At 67.2% G+C, this 16207-nt stretch carries 13 protein-coding genes; all 13 read left to right on the top strand.

Going from position 1 to position 16207, the window contains the following annotated elements:
* The first annotated feature begins 136 nt into the window (after positions 1-136).
* On the top strand, positions 137-1444 hold the full coding sequence (locus ILT42_RS04775; protein WP_204214169.1) for an Hsp70 family protein: 1308 nt from the start codon (positions 137-139) through the stop codon (positions 1442-1444).
* 77 nt (positions 1445-1521) lie between these two features.
* Positions 1522-4287, top strand: coding sequence for a phosphoenolpyruvate carboxylase (ppc, locus tag ILT42_RS04770; RefSeq protein ID WP_204214168.1), 2766 nt, complete (start codon positions 1522-1524; stop codon positions 4285-4287).
* A 131-nt stretch (positions 4288-4418) separates the two neighbouring features.
* The gene (locus tag ILT42_RS04765; protein WP_204214167.1) at positions 4419-4769 is read left to right on the top strand and encodes a hypothetical protein; all 351 of its coding nucleotides are present in this window, start codon (positions 4419-4421) and stop codon (positions 4767-4769) included.
* 187 nt (positions 4770-4956) lie between these two features.
* Positions 4957-5487, top strand: a complete 531-nt coding sequence (locus ILT42_RS04760) for a (2Fe-2S)-binding protein (RefSeq protein ID WP_204214166.1) — start codon at positions 4957-4959, stop codon at positions 5485-5487.
* Positions 5484-6503, top strand: a complete 1020-nt coding sequence (locus tag ILT42_RS04755; protein WP_204214165.1) for an FAD binding domain-containing protein — start codon at positions 5484-5486, stop codon at positions 6501-6503. Before ILT42_RS04760 ends, ILT42_RS04755 begins: the two co-directional genes overlap by 4 nt.
* Entirely contained in the window at positions 6500-8794 is a 2295-nt protein-coding gene (locus tag ILT42_RS04750; RefSeq protein WP_204214164.1) for a xanthine dehydrogenase family protein molybdopterin-binding subunit, read from the top strand. The genes ILT42_RS04755 and ILT42_RS04750 overlap by 4 nt, the downstream gene beginning before the upstream one ends.
* Before the next feature lie 9 nt (positions 8795-8803).
* Positions 8804-9826 carry an XdhC family protein gene (locus tag ILT42_RS04745; protein WP_204214163.1) on the top strand — a complete coding sequence of 341 codons (1023 nt, stop codon included), beginning with the start codon at positions 8804-8806 and terminating at the stop codon, positions 9824-9826.
* 5 nt (positions 9827-9831) lie between these two features.
* A complete protein-coding gene (locus tag ILT42_RS04740) occupies positions 9832-10446 on the top strand; it encodes a nucleotidyltransferase family protein (RefSeq protein ID WP_204214162.1) in 615 nt (204 codons plus the stop codon).
* Between the two features lie 81 nt (positions 10447-10527).
* Positions 10528-11124: a gamma-glutamylcyclotransferase gene (locus ILT42_RS04735; protein WP_204214161.1), complete on the top strand. Its 597-nt coding sequence runs from the start codon at positions 10528-10530 to the stop codon at positions 11122-11124.
* 125 nt (positions 11125-11249) lie between these two features.
* The gene (locus ILT42_RS04730; RefSeq protein WP_204214160.1) at positions 11250-12449 is read left to right on the top strand and encodes a fumarylacetoacetate hydrolase family protein; all 1200 of its coding nucleotides are present in this window, start codon (positions 11250-11252) and stop codon (positions 12447-12449) included.
* 2 nt (positions 12450-12451) lie between these two features.
* On the top strand, positions 12452-13927 hold the full coding sequence (locus tag ILT42_RS04725; protein ID WP_204214159.1) for an aldehyde dehydrogenase family protein: 1476 nt from the start codon (positions 12452-12454) through the stop codon (positions 13925-13927).
* Positions 13928-14018: 91 nt separating this feature from the next.
* Positions 14019-14573 carry a uracil-DNA glycosylase gene (locus tag ILT42_RS04720; protein WP_204214158.1) on the top strand — a complete coding sequence of 185 codons (555 nt, stop codon included), beginning with the start codon at positions 14019-14021 and terminating at the stop codon, positions 14571-14573.
* Positions 14574-14814: 241 nt separating this feature from the next.
* Entirely contained in the window at positions 14815-16008 is a 1194-nt protein-coding gene (locus ILT42_RS04715; RefSeq protein WP_204214157.1) for an acyltransferase family protein, read from the top strand.
* Positions 16009-16207 lie beyond the last annotated feature (199 nt).

Genomic DNA, 16207 nt, shown 5'->3' with positions numbered 1-16207 from the left:
TCGCAGCGCCGCACGGGCGCGATTCCTGGGATTTCCGGGCGTGGCCGGGCAGGGGCTTGGCGCGGCGGCCTCGACCCTATAGACCGTCCGGCCCCCGCCCGCCCTGATTCTCCCAGCATTTTTCCAAGGATCCGCCATGCCGTCCCGCGCGAACGACATATCCATCGGCATCGACTTCGGCACCAGCAACACGGTGGTGGCGGTCGCCGACGGGTCGGGGCGGGTCGAGGCCATCACCTTCGACCATGCCGGTGAGCGCCTGAAGGTCTTCGTCACGGCCCTGTGCTTCTGGGACGAGCGCCACGGCGGCAGCCTGCGGACGCGGGTGGAGGGTGGGCCCTGGGCGATCGAGCAGTTCCTGGAGGGGCTGACGGCGCACCGGTTCATCCAGTCCTTCAAAAGCTTCGCGGCGAGCGCCAGCTTCCAGGAGACCCGGATCTTCCGGGAGCGCTTCCGCTTCGAGGACCTGCTGAGCACGTTCCTGCGCACCCTCCGCCGCCACGCGGGCGATGCCCTGGACTTCCAGGCTCCCAACATCGTGGTGGGCCGCCCGGTCGCCTTCGCGGGGTCCAACCCCAACGACGCTCTTGCCATGGAGCGCTACCGCACCGCCTTCGGCAAGCTTGGCGCGGATCGGGCGCATTACGTCTACGAGCCGGTGGGCGCGGCGTTCTTCTACGCCCGCACACTGAACCGCGACGCTACCGTCCTGGTGGCCGATTTCGGCGGCGGCACGAGCGATTTCTCCGTGATGCGCTTTTCCCGGGACAGCGGGACCTTACGGGCGGAGCCCCTGGGACATGCGGGCGTGGGGGTGGCCGGCGACGCCTTCGATTACCGGATCGTGGACCACGTGGTCTCGCCGCGGCTGGGCAAGGGCGGCTCCTACCGCTCCATGGGCAAGGTGCTGTCGATTCCCAATCACTACTATGCGAATTTTGCCCGCTGGAACCACCTTGCCCTGATGAAGGGCAGCGGCGACCTCAAGGAGCTGCGCGAACTCGCCAGGGCGGCCCTCGACCCGGCACCCCTGGAGACCTTCATCGAGATCGTGGATCTCGATCTGGGCTTTGCCCTCTACCGGGCCATCTCGGCCGCGAAGGTCGAGCTGTCCTCGAAGGACGAGACCCTGTTCCGATTCGAGGAGGACGGCATCCGCATTGAGGCGCCGATCCGGCGGCGCGATTTCGAGGCCTGGATCGCCCCGGACGTGGCCCGCATCGAAGGAGCGCTGGACGAGGCGATCGCAAAGGCCGGGGTGAAACCGAACGAAATCGAGAAGGTCTTCCTCACCGGCGGCACCTCCTTCGTGCCCGCTATCCGGCGGCTGTTCACCGACCGGTTCGGGGAGGAGCGCCTGACCTCAGCCGACCAGTTCGAGTCCATCGCCTACGGACTGGCCCTCATCGGCCAGACCGGCGAACCAGCCCGCTGGAGCGCCTGAGGTCCGAAAGCGGCTTGCAAGGTGCCGGGATCGGGTCTTTATTCGCAGGTGCAACATATTTCAGTCAGAGCCCCGCCGTGACCGCCATCAGCCTCGAGACACCGGACAAGGACCTGCCCCTGCGTGACGATATCCGGCTGCTGGGCCGGCTCCTGGGCGATACGATCCGCGCCCAGGAGGGCGAGGCGGTGTTCGACATCGTCGAGCGCATCCGCCAGACTTCGATCCGCTTCCACCGGGACGAGGACGAGATCGCCCGCAAGGAGCTGGAGACCACCCTCAACAGCCTGTCGCGGGGACGCTCCAACCAGATCATTCGGGCGTTCAGCTATTTTTCCCACCTGGCCAACATCGCGGAGGACAGCCACCACGTCCGCCGCTCCCGCGCGCACGCCATGGCCGAATCCGCGCCCCGCGAGGGCACCATCGCCCGGGCGCTGAAGCTCGCCGGAGAGGCCGGAATCTCGCAAGCAGACCTGCAGGCTTTCTTCGCCCGCGCCCTCATTTGCCCAGTGCTTACCGCCCATCCGACGGAGGTTCGGCGCAAGAGCACCATCGACCGAGAGATGGAGATCTCCCAGCTCCTCGCCCTGCGCGACCGGCAGCGGCTGGTTCCGGTCGAACTCTCGGAGAGCGAGGAGGCCCTGCGGCGGGCGGTGCTGACCCTCTGGCAGACCAGCATCCTGCGGCGCAACCGGCTCAAGGTCATCGACGAGGTCAATAACGGCCTGTCCTATTACGACTATACGTTCTTCAAGGAGCTGCCTCGGGTCTATGCGGCGCTGGAGGACCAGCTCATCGCCATCGACCCGTCCTGGGAGACCCTGGAACTGCCGCCCTTCCTGCGCATGGGAAGCTGGATCGGCGGCGACCGGGACGGCAATCCGTTCGTGACGGCGGATGCGCTGCGCCAGGCGCTCTCCCTCCAGAGCGCGCGGGCGCTGAGCCATTACCTGGACGAGCTGCATTGCCTGGGCGCCGAGCTGTCCCTGGATGGGCGCTACGTCAATATTTCCGACGAGGCCCAGGCCCTGGCGGATGCCTCGCCGGACCACTCGCCCCACCGGCAGGACGAGCCCTATCGCCGGGCCATCGTGGGCATGTATGCGCGCCTTGCCGCCACCGCGTCGGCCTTCGGCCATCATGACATCGCCCGTCACCAGGTCGGCGAGGCGTCGCCCTACACGGATCCGGAGGAGCTGAGCGGCGATCTCGCGATCATTCACCGCTCCCTCTTGTCCAACGGATCCGGCGCCCTGGCGCGGGGCCGCCTGCGGCGTCTGCGCCGGGCCGTGAGCGTGTTCGGGTTCCACCTGGCCAGCATCGACCTGCGCCAGAATTCGGACGTGCATGACCGGGTGGTGGCGGAGCTCTTCGAGAAGGCCAGCCCGGGCACCGACTACACGGCCCTTTCGGAGGAGGAGCGCGTCGCCCTCCTTTTGGAGGAGCTGCGCACGCCGCGCCTTCTGACCACGCCCTATCTCGCCTATTCCAAGGAGACCGAGTCGGAACTCGCCATCGTGCGCGAGGCGGCGGCCGCGCGAAAACGCTATGGCCGCGCAGCCGTTCCGAACTACGTCATCTCCAAGGCGAGCGATCCCTCCGACATCCTGGAAGTGGCGTTGCTCTTGAAGGAGGCCGGGCTCCTGCGGCCGCGCGAGGGCGAGATGGACGTCAACATCGTCCCGCTTTTCGAGACCATCGGCGACCTGCGCAATGCCAGCCGCGTGATGGGCGACCTCTTCGGCCTGCCCGATTACATGCGCCTCCTGCGCAGTCGTGGCCAACAGCAGGAGGTGATGCTCGGCTACTCGGACAGCAACAAGGACGGGGGCTTCCTCACCTCGGGTTGGGAACTCTACAAGGCCGAGATCAAGCTGGTGGAGCTGTTCGCCGAGCACGGCGTGATGCTGCGCCTGTTCCACGGCCGGGGCGGGTCCGTGGGCCGGGGCGGCGGACCGAGTTTCCAGGCGATCCTGGCCCAGCCCGGCGGTGCCGTGCAGGGCGCGATCCGCATCACCGAACAGGGCGAGGTGATCGCGGGCAAATACTCGAACCCCGATCTCGGCCGCCGCAACCTGGAGATCATCGCGGCGGCGACCCTGGAGGCCTCGCTCCTTCACACGGGCCAGCCGGCCCCGCGCCCCGAATATCTCGACACCATGGAAGAGCTGTCCGACAGCGCCTTCCGGGCCTACCGCAACCTCGTCTACGAGACCGAGGGCTTCGAGCGCTATTTCTGGGACTCGACCGTGATCGGCGAGATCGCGAACCTCAACATCGGCAGTCGCCCGGCCTCCCGCACCAACTCGCGCCGCATCGAGGACCTGCGCGCCATCCCTTGGGTGTTCGGCTGGGCCCAGTGCCGCCTCATGCTGCCGGGCTGGTTCGGCTTCGGCACGGCGATCCGCGAGTATCTGGAGAAGCATCCTGGTGACGGCCTGAAACGGCTGCAGGAGATGTACCGCGAATGGCCCTTCTTCGAGGCATTGCTCTCGAACATGGACATGGTGCTGGCCAAGAGCAACATCGCCATCGCGTCGCGCTACGCCAACCTCGTGGAGGACGAGGAGCTTCGCAGCGCCATCTTCCCGCGCATCCGCCGGGAGTGGGAGGAGACGATCCGCCAGCTTCTCGACATCACGCAGCAGGACACACTCCTCGACCGCAACCCTCTCCTTGCGCGGTCGATCCGCAACCGCTTCCCGTATCTCGATCCTTTGAACCACCTGCAGATCGAACTGCTGAAGCGCCACCGCGCCGGAGATGCGGATGAGCGGGTGGTGCAGGGCATTCATCTCACCATCAACGGTGTCGCGGCAGGCTTGCGCAACAGCGGCTGAGGACGGCGCGATGTGCCCGGAACAACGCCCTACCGGTCCGGTTGTCGAGGGGTAGACGGTTTCCATCGGAAGGCGCGTCTCGCGCGGTGGGAACGGTCCCTCAGCAGGTCCATCGGACAGGAGTGCACGTCATGCCGCGCGGAGATAAATCAGCGTATACGGACAAGCAGAAGAGGAAAGCGGATCACATCGAGGAATCCTACGAGGATCGCGGTGTTCCCGAGAAGGAGGCCGAACGCCGGGCCTGGGCGACAGTGAACAAGGAATCCGGCGGCGGCAACAAGAGCGGATCGGGGCGGGGCAAGGCCGACACGAAGGTCTCATCGAAGAAGGGTGGCGACCTTGGCGGTTCGGCTTCCGCATCGCGTCCGGCCTCGGCGCGTTCGGCCTCCGCCAGGAAGGCGGCTGCGAGCCGGTCGCCGGCGGCCCGCTCGGCGTCCGCCAAGAAGGCCGCAGCCACCCGCAAGCGCAACGCAAGCTGACACCAAGATTGCAGGAACGCGGCCGGACCGTGAAACCCAGGCCGCGCACTCCTGTTTTCTAGAGTCATTCCAGGAACCGGAGCCTTCCGCTCCGGTTAACGTCCGGCGAGGGTCGGAGCCGACCGGTCGGAGGTCGCTCATGGCCCTGGCTTCCCCGCCTCGTTCCACCAGCTCTCGGGGACTCGGGATGGATACCTTCTCACCACTCAAAACGACGCCCGCTGCCCACCGCACGGGCGGCCTCGATGTGACCTTGTCCGTCAATGGGCGCGACCACCATCTCACCCTCGATCCCCGGGTGACATTGCTCGATGCCCTGCGGGAGCATCTCGGCCTGACCGGCTCCAAGAAGGGCTGCGACCAGGGGCAATGCGGGGCCTGCACGGTTCATGTGGACGGAGAGCGGCATCTGGCCTGCCTGACCCTCGCGGCGTCGGCCGAAGGCAAGAGCATCACCACCATCGAGGGGCTGGCACCGGAGGAGGGCAGCCTCCATCCGATGCAGCAAGCCTTCATGGATCACGACGCCTTCCAGTGCGGGTATTGCACGCCGGGCCAGATCATGTCTGCAGTTGCCTGCATCCGTGAGGGGCACGCTCGAACGGACGACGACATCCGTGAATACATGAGCGGCAATCTCTGCCGCTGCGCCGCCTATCCCAACATCGTCGCGGCCATCAAGCAGGCCCGGGACCAAATGGAAGGAGCGCGCGGATGAGACCCTTCTCGTACGAGCGCGCCGCCGACATGGCCGGGGCCATCGAGGCGGCATCCGTCGCGTCCGACGCCCACATCCGCGCACCCGTCCAATTCCTGGCCGGCGGAACGACCCTTCTCGATCTCATGAAGATCGACGTGATGCGGCCCGAGCGCCTCGTCGACATCAACCCGCTCGCGCCCGCCCTATCCGGCATCTCGGTGCGTGAGGACGGCCTGCGTCTCGGGGCCCTGACGAAGATGAGCGCGGCGGCGGACCACCCTGACGTAATCCGGAACTATCCGGTGCTCGCCCAATCGCTCAAGCTTGCCGCCAGTGCGCAACTGCGCAACATGGCGAGCCTGTCCGGAAACGTCCTCCAGCGCACGCGCTGCCTGTACTTTCGCGACGTGGCCTGGGAGGCCTGCAACAAGCGCAATCCGGGCAGCGGATGCGCCGCTCTCGAGGGCAATACCCGCAAGCACGCGATTCTCGGGGTCAGCCCCCATTGCATTGCCGCCTATCCGGGCGACTTCGCGCAGGCCCTTCTGGTTCTCGACGCGACTGTCGCCATCGCCGGACGCGACGGCGAGCGCACGATCCCGTTCCACCAGCTCCATCGCCTCCCCGGCGATACGCCCCAGGCCGAGACGAATCTCGCCCCCGGCGAGATCATCACGCATTTCGATATCCCCAGCCGACCATGGACCCGGCGCTCGCTCTACCTCAAGGTTCGCGACCGCGAATCCTATGAATTCGCCGTCGCCTCCGCGGCGGTGGCCCTCGACATGCAGGGCGGGCACGTGAGGGACGCCCGCATTGCCCTCGGCGGGGTTGCTACCATCCCATGGCGCGCCTCGGGCGCCGAGGAAGCCCTGAAGGGTGGGACTCTGGACGAGAGCAGCGCCAAAGCGGCGGCGCAGGCTGCCTTCGAACCGGCCCGGGCGCAGGGCGACAATCACTTCAAGATCGAATTGGGGCAGGCCACGCTCGTGCGCGCGCTCCTCGATGCCGCTTCCCTGGAGATCCGGTCATGAATGCTCCCTCCCGCATCGACGGCGGCATGATCGGCAGGTCCGTGCCTCGCATCGACGGTCGTCTGAAGGTCACCGGGGCTGCCTGCTACCCCTCGGACGTCGGCGTGGAGGACGCGGCTCACGCGTTCCTGGTCACGAGCACCATCGCCCGTGGAAGGATCAAGCAGTTCCATCTCGAAGACGCGCAGGCCGTCGAGGGCGTGCTCGACATCCTCACCTACGAGAACACCCGTGGCAAGGTCGGCAAGGCCCGGTTCTTCGCAGGCGGCGGCTACACCTCCACCACCATCATGCCGATGGATTCGCCCAAGATTTGGCATGACGGCCAGATCGTCGCCATGGTGGTCGCCGAGACCTTCGAGGCGGCGCGCGAGGCCGCCCACAAGGTGCGGGTCGACTACGACGTGCGGGAGGCGGTCGCCGGCTTCGGCGACACCCGACCCCAGCCGCGGCAGATGTCGAATCCGCTGTCGGGCTCCGACCCGAAGACGGGCGACGCCGAGAAGGCCTTCCGGGAGGCCGAGGTTCAGGTCGATGCCTATTACGCGACGCCGACGCAGCATCACAATCCCATCGAGCTCTTCACGACCACCTGCGTCTGGTCGGGCGATACGCTGACCGTCTATGAGCCGAGCCAGTTCGTTCATGGCCTCAAGAACGGCTTGGCTCAGCAACTCAACATGAGCGCCGACAAGATCCGGGTCGTGTCGCCTTTCGTGGGCGGCGCCTTCGGGTCCAAGGCCGCCCTGACGCCCCGCACGGCCTTCGTGGCCCTGGCGGCGAAGCGACTCAACCGGCCGGTCAAGCTTGTCTCGACCCGCGCTCAAGCCTTCACGGTGTCCACCTACCGGGCCGAGACCGAGCATCACGTCAAGCTCGGCGCGGATCGGTCGGGGCGCCTGACCTCGTTGTCGCACGAGGGCTGGGAAGTCTCCTCGCGGCCCGACAATTACAAGGTCGCCGGGACAGAAACCACGTCGCTTCTCTACGCCTGCCCGAACATCTACACCAAGGTGAACATCGTGCACGCCGACCGGGGCACGCCCGGCTTCATGCGCTCCCCCGCCGAGGTGCCCTATGTGTACGCGCTCGAATGCGCGATGGACGAGTTGGCCGTGGCCCTGACCATGGATCCGGTCGAACTGCGCCGCATCAACGACACGCAGGTCAATCCCATCGACGGGAAACCCTATTCGAGCCGGGCCCTCATGCAGTGCTACGACCGGGCCGCAGAGGCTTTCGGGTGGTCGAAGCGCAACCCGCTGCCTGGCTCCATGACCGACGGCGACTGGCTGATCGGCTGGGGCTGCGCCACGGCCTGCTACCCCAGCAACGTGGCGCCCGCCGAGGCGCGCGTGACGGTCGCGCCCAACGGCACGGTGCGCGTTCAGACCGCCGGCCACGACATCGGGACGGGCGCCTACACGGCCATCGCTCTCACGGCCGCCGACCTGCTCGGCGTGCCTCTCGAACAGGTCAGCGTCGAATTGGGCGACAGCACCCTGCCGCCGGCGCCCGTGGCGGGAGGATCGAATGCCACCGCGAGCATCTGCAACGCGGTCGCTCAGGCCTGCGAGGACATCCGCGACCGGCTCGCGCAGGCCGCGAGCCACGCGGATGGGCCGCTCGGCGGGGCCGATCACGGGGCGATGCGTCTTCGCGATGGCCGGCTCGTGACCCCCGACGGCCGCAGCGAGCCGCTCAAGGACGCCCTGACGCGCATCGATTTCGGCCCCATGGAATCCTACGTCAAGTACACGCCCGAGATCGCTTCCGGCACCGTGAAGGTCATGGGCCACAAGATGCTGGAAAGCGGCTTGCCGGCCATGACGTCCGGCAGCGCTGCGGGGGATCATATCCAATATGCCTTCGGGGCGGAGTTTCTTGAGGTTCGGATCCACAGGCGCACCCGGGAGATCCGCGTGCCCCGCATCGTCGGCGCCTTCGCGGCCGGCCGCATCATCAGCCCGACCACGGCTCGCAGCCAGCTGCTGGGCGGGATGATCTGGGGCATCGGATCGGCGCTGCACGAGGCCACGGACATCGACCGGCGCGCCGCCCGCTACCTCAACGACGATCTCGCCGAGTATCTGATCCCCGTCAACGCCGACATCCGGGACGTTGACGTGATCTTCGTGCCGGAGGAGGATTACCAGGTGAACGCACTCGGCATCAAAGGTCTGGGCGAACTGGGCAACGTGGGAACGGCCGCTGCCGTTTCCAACGCGGTGTTCCATGCCACGGGTCGCCGCATCCGCGACCTGCCGATCCGCATCGAGGATCTGCTTTGAGGAGCCGCCATGGCTGCTGCTGATGCCGTCAAGGCGGATTGGCCGCTCTTCGGTTTGACGGACGATATCCGGCCCGCGCTGGAAAAGGCCCTGGCGGACCGGGAGCCCTCCGCCCTTGTGACGCTCTACGCGGCCACCGGCGGGTCGCCGCGAGGAATCGGCGCCCAGATGATCGTCACGCAAAACGACGTGTCGGGCTACGTTTCGGGTGGATGCGTCGAGGCCGATGTGGTCCGGCACGCCCTGGACTGCCTCGACGATCACGAGCCTCGGCGCCTGGTTTACGGCCAGGGCGGCCCCATCGACATCCAGCTTCCCTGCGGCGGTCGGATCGAGCTTCTGGTCGAGCGGGTCGCGCCCGGCAACGCCGCCGCCCGGAACCTCGTGGAGGCGGGACGTCATCGTGTCGTCTGGGCGAGCGACGGCCGGGAGAGCACCTGTCTTCCAGCCACGGCGGCCCAAGGCCTTGCAGCCGGCGGCGGCCGGGCAGGCCTGTGTGCCGACGGCGCGAGAATCTACCGCATCCACGACCCCCGGACGCGCCTCATCGTCGTGGGAAGCGACCCCTCAGCCCTCGCCATGGCCATGATGGCCGGGCAGGTCGGATGGGAGGTACACCTCATCCGCCCCAAGGGGCCCGCCACTCCCCCGCCTGTCCAAGGCATCCGCTATTGGCGTGATGCACCGGGGACGGCGCTCGCGGCCATAGGGCTCGATCCCTGGAGTGCCGTCGCGGTGGCGACCCACCAGGAGGAGGACGATCACGACGCTCTCTGCGCAGCCCTGCAGTCGAGCGCCGGCTATGTGGGTCTGCTCGGCTCCACGCGCAAACTGCCGGCCAAGCGAGCGCGCCTTCTGGCCGCCGGCGTCTCGCCGGATCGCTTCGACGCCCTGAGAGCACCGATCGGCCTGCCGTCCGGCCCCCGCTCACCTTGGGGGATCGCGACCGGCGTCATCGCGGAGGTCGGCCAGACCCTGGAGGCCGCAGCCCGCGCACCGGCTCCGGCCTTGCACACCGTCGCGGCCGCTTGAAATCCGTGAGCACCCTCCATGCCCTGGTTCTCGCCGCTGGGGCGGGCAGCCGCTTCGGCGGCCGCAAGCTCCTGGCTCCCTGGCGGGGCGCCCCGCTGATCTACGCCGCCCTCGACGCGGCCGCCACCGCGCCCGTCCGCGGGGTCATCGTGGTCACGGGCTTCGATGCGGGCGAGGTGTCAGCGGCCGTGCGGGGCTGGATGCAGGACCGGAGCGCGCCGATGCCGGTCCTGGTTCAGGCCAGCGATTACCGCCAGGGCCTATCGGCGTCCCTGCGGGCAGGCATCCGCGCCCTCCCCGACGAGGCCGAGGGTGCCTTCGTGTTCCTGGGCGACATGCCCTGCATTCCCCCGGACGTGCCGAACCGCCTGCGGCTTGCCCTGGCGGGCCGTCACGCGGCGGCCGTTCCGGTTTTTCGCGGCAGGCGCGGTCACCCGGTTCTCCTCACGCGCGGCCTTTTTGAGGAGGTCGAGGCCCTATCAGGCGATTTCGGTGCCGGAAAACTCCTGGATCGCCTCGGGAACAGGCTCGCGAGGGTCGAGGTGGAGGAGGATGGGGTCCTGTTCGACGTGGACGAGAAACGGGATCTCGAGGCACAACCCGGCCCGGGAACCCGATAACGAAAGAGTTTTCCGGCCCGAGGGAACGCCAGACGCGCCCGTGGGTTTGCCGCAGGTTGCGTCCCTCACGAAACCCTCCCCATGACACTTCACGTCAGTCTTGCCGACGAGGCTCTCCTCAAAGCCTCGTTGGACGAAGCCCTTCGACGGGCCCCCTTTCCGGTCGCGCACGCGGACATCTGGCTTTTCGTCTACGGCGCCCTGGCGGCCGATCCGCCCTTCCGGCCCGCGGAGCGGCGGGTTGCGACGCTTGCGGGCTACAGCCGGTGCTTCAACATCGCGGATCCTCTCAACCGGGGAACGGCCGAAGCGCCTGGCCTTGTTCTCGGCCTGGAGCGATCCGGCGCCTGCGACGGGCTGGCGTACCGGATCGAGCCCGGCTGCCTCGAGAGGGACCTGATGACCGTCTGGCGCCAGGAGATGCGCCTGCCGGCCTACGTTCCCGTCTGGACCGAGGCCCATGCGAATCTTGGTCCGCTCCCGGTCCTTGTCTTCGATACCCGGCGCGAAGGACCGCTTTACCGCCCTGGCCTTACGGATGCGGCGATTGCCGAATGGATCGCCGGCTCCGCCGGGCAGGCCGGGGCGAATGTCGAGTATTGGCGCGACACCGTCGAGGCCTTCCGACGGGACGGTATCCACGATCCTCACCTCACGGCCGTCGGAGCGCTGATCTAAGGGCCAGCACCGGCCGGATGTGCGCCGCCAGCGTCTTTTCCTGTCGTCGGAACGGCCCGGCCGCTATATGAAGGGCCCACGACGGAGGCGGGCCAATCTCGCGCCCGTCGCAGCTGGTGAGGGCCATGGATCAATTCACTTCTCCAAACCGTATCAAATCCGTCCTGCCGTCGGACGGGCTCAAGGGGGCTCTGGCGGGTCGCGCGTGGCGTCCGGGCATCGGTCCGTCCGTGGTGGCGATTCGGGACGAGGGCGTCTTCGACATTTCGTCCGTCTGCTCCACCGTGAGCGCGCTCGCGGCATCCGCCGACCCCGCCCGGACCCTGCGGGATGCACGGGGAGAGCGCATCGGCGATCTCGACGCTCTCCTGGCGAATGCGGATTCCGAGACCCGCGATCCGTCCAAGCCCTGGCTCCTGGCGCCGGTCGACCTTCAGGTCGTCAAGGCCGCCGGTGTGACCTTCGCGGTCTCCATGCTGGAGAGGGTGATCGAAGAGCGGGCCCGGGGCGACGCCAGCGCGGCTGCCGCCATCCGGGCCGAAGTGACCCGGCTGGTGGGTGACGACCTGAGCCGCCTCAAGCCCGGCTCGCCGGAGGCCATGCACCTCAAGAAGGTGCTCATGGACCAGAATGCCTGGAGCCAGTATCTCGAGGTCGGCATCGGCCCGGACGCCGAGATCTTCACCAAGGCGCCGACGCTCTCATCCATCGGGGCCTTCATGAATGCGGGCTACCATCCCAAGTCCACCTGGAACAACCCGGAGCCGGAGGTCGTGGTGGTGGTGTCGGGGGAGGGCCGCATCGTCGGCGCGACGCTCGGCAACGACGTGAACCTGCGCGACTTCGAGGGCCGCTCGGCGCTGCTCCTGTCCAAGGCGAAGGACAACAACGCCTCCTGCTCGGTCGGACCGTTCATTCGCTTCTTCGACGAGACCTTCTCCCTGGACGACGTGCGCCAAACCACCGTCACGCTGACGGTCGAGGGCGAGGACGGCTTCAAGCTCGAAGGCTCCTCGTCGATCTCCAAGATCAGCCGCGACCCGGAGGATCTGGTCGCCCAGACCATCAACCGCAACCATCAATATCCGGACGGCTTCGTACTGTTCATGGGCACGATGTTCGCGCCGACCCAGGACCGGGACGAGGCGGGGCAGGGCTTCACGCACAAGCCCGGCGACATCGTCACCATCGCGACCCCGCAACTGGGCGCGCTGGTCAACCGCATGCGCACCAGCGCCGAATGTGAGCCCTGGACCTACGGCATCGGCGCCCTCATGGCCAATCTGGCCGGACGCAACCTCATCCAACCGAATCGGGAAGGCTGACCATGACCAAGAATTACATCGCAGGCGAATGGGTGAACGCCACGGAGGCGTCCCCCGACATCAACCCCTCCAACACGGGCGACGTGGTGGGCGAGTTCGCCCGCGCTTCCGCGGCCGAGGCCGAAGCCGCGATCGCGGCCGCCCACGACGCCTTCCCGGCCTGGTCGCGCTCCTCGATCCAGCTGCGCCACGACATTCTCAAGAAGGTCGGCGACGAGATCATCGCCCGCAAGGACGAGCTCGGCCGCCTGCTCTCCCGCGAGGAGGGCAAGACCCTGCCGGAGGGCATCGGCGAGGTGACCCGCGCCGGGCAGATCTTCCAGTTCTTCGCGGGCGAGTGCCTGCGCATGGCGGGCGAGAAGCTGCCCTCCGTGCGCCCCGCCATCGACGTGGAGATCACCCGCGAGCCCGTGGGCGTCATCGGCCTCATCACGCCCTGGAACTTCCCCATCGCGATCCCGGCCTGGAAGATCGCGCCGGCGCTGGCCTACGGCAACACGGTGGTGTTCAAGCCCGCCGAACTGGTGCCGGGCTCGGCTCATGCGTTGTCCGAGATCATCATCAAGGCGGGGATCCCGGCGGGCGTGTTCAACCTCGTTATGGGGCGCGGCTCCATCGTGGGTGAAGCGATGCTGAAGAGCCCGAAGGTGTCGGCCATTTCCTTCACGGGTTCCGTCTCCACGGGCCGCCAAGTGGCGATGAAGTGCGTCACGGGCGACCCGATGAAGAAGGTGCAGCTCGAGATGGGCGGCAAGAACCCCATGGTGGTTCTGGACGATGCCGATCTCAACGTCGCGGTGGAATGCGGCATTAACAGCGCGTTCTTCTCCACCGGCCAGCGCTGCACGGCGTCCTCGCGCATCATCGTGACGGACGGCATCCACGACCGTTTCGTGCAGGCCATGACGGAGCGCATGCGGGGTCTCGTGGTGGACGACGCCCTCAAGAGCGGCACGCATATCGGCCCGGTGGTCGACCAGAGCCAACTCGACCAGGACCTGAACTACATCCGCATCGGCAAGGACGAAGGCGCGACGCTGGCCCAGGGCGGCGAATTGCTCAAGCGCGACACGCCCGGCTTCTACCTGGAGCCGGCCTTGTTCACGAACGTGGACAATTCCATGCGCATCGCGCGGGAGGAAATCTTCGGCCCCGTGGCGACGGTCATCCGCGCCCGTGATTACGAGGAGGCCCTGGATATCGCCAACGACACGCCCTTCGGCCTGTCCTCGGGCATCTGCACCACGAGCCTGAAGCATGCCTCGCACTTCAAGCGCAATGCGGAGGCCGGCATGGTGATGGTGAACCTGCCGACGGCGGGCGTGGATTACCACGTGCCGTTCGGCGGCCGAAAGGGTTCGTCCTACGGCCCGCGCGAACAGGGCCGCTATGCGGAGGAGTTCTACACCACCGTCAAGACGGCCTACACCTTCGACGGCAACGGCCCCTACGTGCCCAAGACCAAGGGCAGCGAATAAGGCCTGATGTCCTTCGGGGGACATCGTGAACCGCGAGAGCCGAAGTCGCTTGGCGATCCTTCGGCTCTCGAGATCCGCCGAGGGCTTCTGGGTGAACCGCACATGGTGCCGCTCGGGGCCTTCGTGCGGGATATCCGGGCCCGGCACGGCTCCGCGCCCGACATGGACCCCCCTCGACGGGGGCATCCGGGCGCGGCTCCTCCTCCTGCTCGAGACGCCGGGACCGCAGGTCTTCAAGACCGCCTTCGTGTCCCGGGATAACCCGACGGGTACCGCCTCCAACCTCTTCCGATACCTGAGCGAGGCTGGCATCCCCAGGCGCGAGACCCTGATCTGGAACGCCGTGCCCTGGGTGATTCAGGTGCCGGGAGCCCGCAACCGGTCGCCCCGCGCGAGCGAGGCCAGGGCCGCAATCCGGGAATTGCCGCCCCTCCTGGATCCCCTGCCCCGGTTGCAGGGGATTCTGCTCGCCGGCCGGGTCGCGGGATTCGCGCAGGACACGATCCGCACCCTCCGCCCGGAGGTCGCGGTGATCGCGATCCCCCACCCAAGCCCGGCCAACGTCTGCACGAGCCCACTCGTGGCCGAAAGGATCCGGGACGGCCTGCGCCGGGCCCGCGGACTCCTCGGGCTCGATCCGGCATAGGACGCGAGGGGCACCCTCATGCGCTTCCAATTCCTCAACAATTCGTGATGGCCGGAATGGTCCTCCTAAAGAGCCACCCGTCTCCCGCTAATGGGACCAAGCCGTTTCCGCCCCTGGCAGGCTAGAATCGATCCCCATCGACCCATTGCGCCAAGTGGCGGCGCAGGGGCTTCGCGAAAGGCTCCGCCGAGCCCTGCACGCGGGCCCGCAGAAGAAGCCGGACAGCGGCGTGGAGGATCATATGACGGACACCGACTTGGAGCGCAGGATCAACTTCTTGCGCCTGCTCCTGATTATCGGGCTTGTGTTCCTTCATTACGGCGCGTTCCCGGGATCCGACCGCTCGCCGTTCCGGGGTTATGGCGATACGGCAACGCCCATCGCGACGTTCGTCAATTCTTTTTTCCTGTTCCTGTTCTTCAGCGCCGTTCCGGTCCTGAGCGCCATCTCGGGTTACCTCTTCTTCAAGAGCATGAACCCGACGCCGGGCTTCTACCTGAAGCGCTATCGCAGCCGGGTCCACTCGGTTCTGCTGCCGATGCTGTCCTGGAATGCCTTCGTGGTTGTTCTCTTCATCGGGATCGCGGCCCTGTGGCCCGATTCTCCGCTGCAATCCATCATCACCTACGATGTCGAGAAGCTCGGCATCGGCTCGACCCTCAACGCTCTCGTAGGCATCACCCGCCACCCGGTCAATTTCCAGTTCTGGTTCCTGCACGACCTGCTGCTCACGGTTCTGATCTCGCCGCTTCTGGGGCTTCTGATCCGCAAGGCGCCCTATGTGGGCCTCGTCGGCATCGGCGCGGCCTGGCTCGTCGATTATGACTTCGTCATCTTCTTCCGGCCCGACGTGCTGTTCTTCTTCTATCTGGGCGGCATGGCCCGGCTGCGGTACTGGAACCTCGACTTCGTGAGCGCCCGCAACGGCGTCGTCCTGATGGCGATCTACGTGGTCCTGATCGGGTTGCGAACCCTCGCGCCCGCCTTCATCCCCGAGGACGGCACGCTGGGCGAGTTCCTCTACGGCCCCGGCACGCGGCTGCTTCGCGTTCTCGGCGTCGCGGCCTTCTGGGGCTGCGCTCCACTCCTGATGAATACCTTCTGGGGGCGCCGGGTGACGGCCTTGGGCGCCGTCGCGTTCTTCCTGCACTCGATTCACTGGCCCCTCAACCAGTTCATCAAGGAAGGCCTGGCGCGGGTCATTCCCGGGAACGGCGATGCGGCCCTTCTCCTGAACTACTTCGCCACCATCGCGATCACGCTCGCCGTGGCGCTGCTGATCGCCAAGCTGATGACGACCTTCACGCCGCGCCTGTTCTCGCATCTCAGCGGCGGGCGCTCCATCAACTGGTCGGCAGCCTCCGAGGCGTCGAAGCGCCGGGATGCCGTCACGCCCGCGATCGGCGGAGCCAGAACTCCCGTTGCGGAAGGGTGAGCATCCTGCCGCAATTTTGAGCAGCACCACGAAGCCCCGCCGCGGTGCCGGCACTCTAGTCTGAAAGTCGTGTTGCCTCACCCCGGAATTCCGGCGACGAGTCGTCATTCGTGGAGAGTTGCCTGTCGCGTCGCGGATGCTCTTGACAGTTCCTCCGCGCGCGGCATGAAGTGAAACTTCATAACGAACCGATCCAGGA

Origin of the sequence: Microvirga pudoricolor (genome assembly GCF_016892705.1) — a bacterium.
Classification (GTDB): domain Bacteria; phylum Pseudomonadota; class Alphaproteobacteria; order Rhizobiales; family Beijerinckiaceae; genus Microvirga; species Microvirga pudoricolor.
Note: the sequence above shows the minus strand (reverse complement) of the source record. Positions and strands in the feature narration are given on the sequence as shown.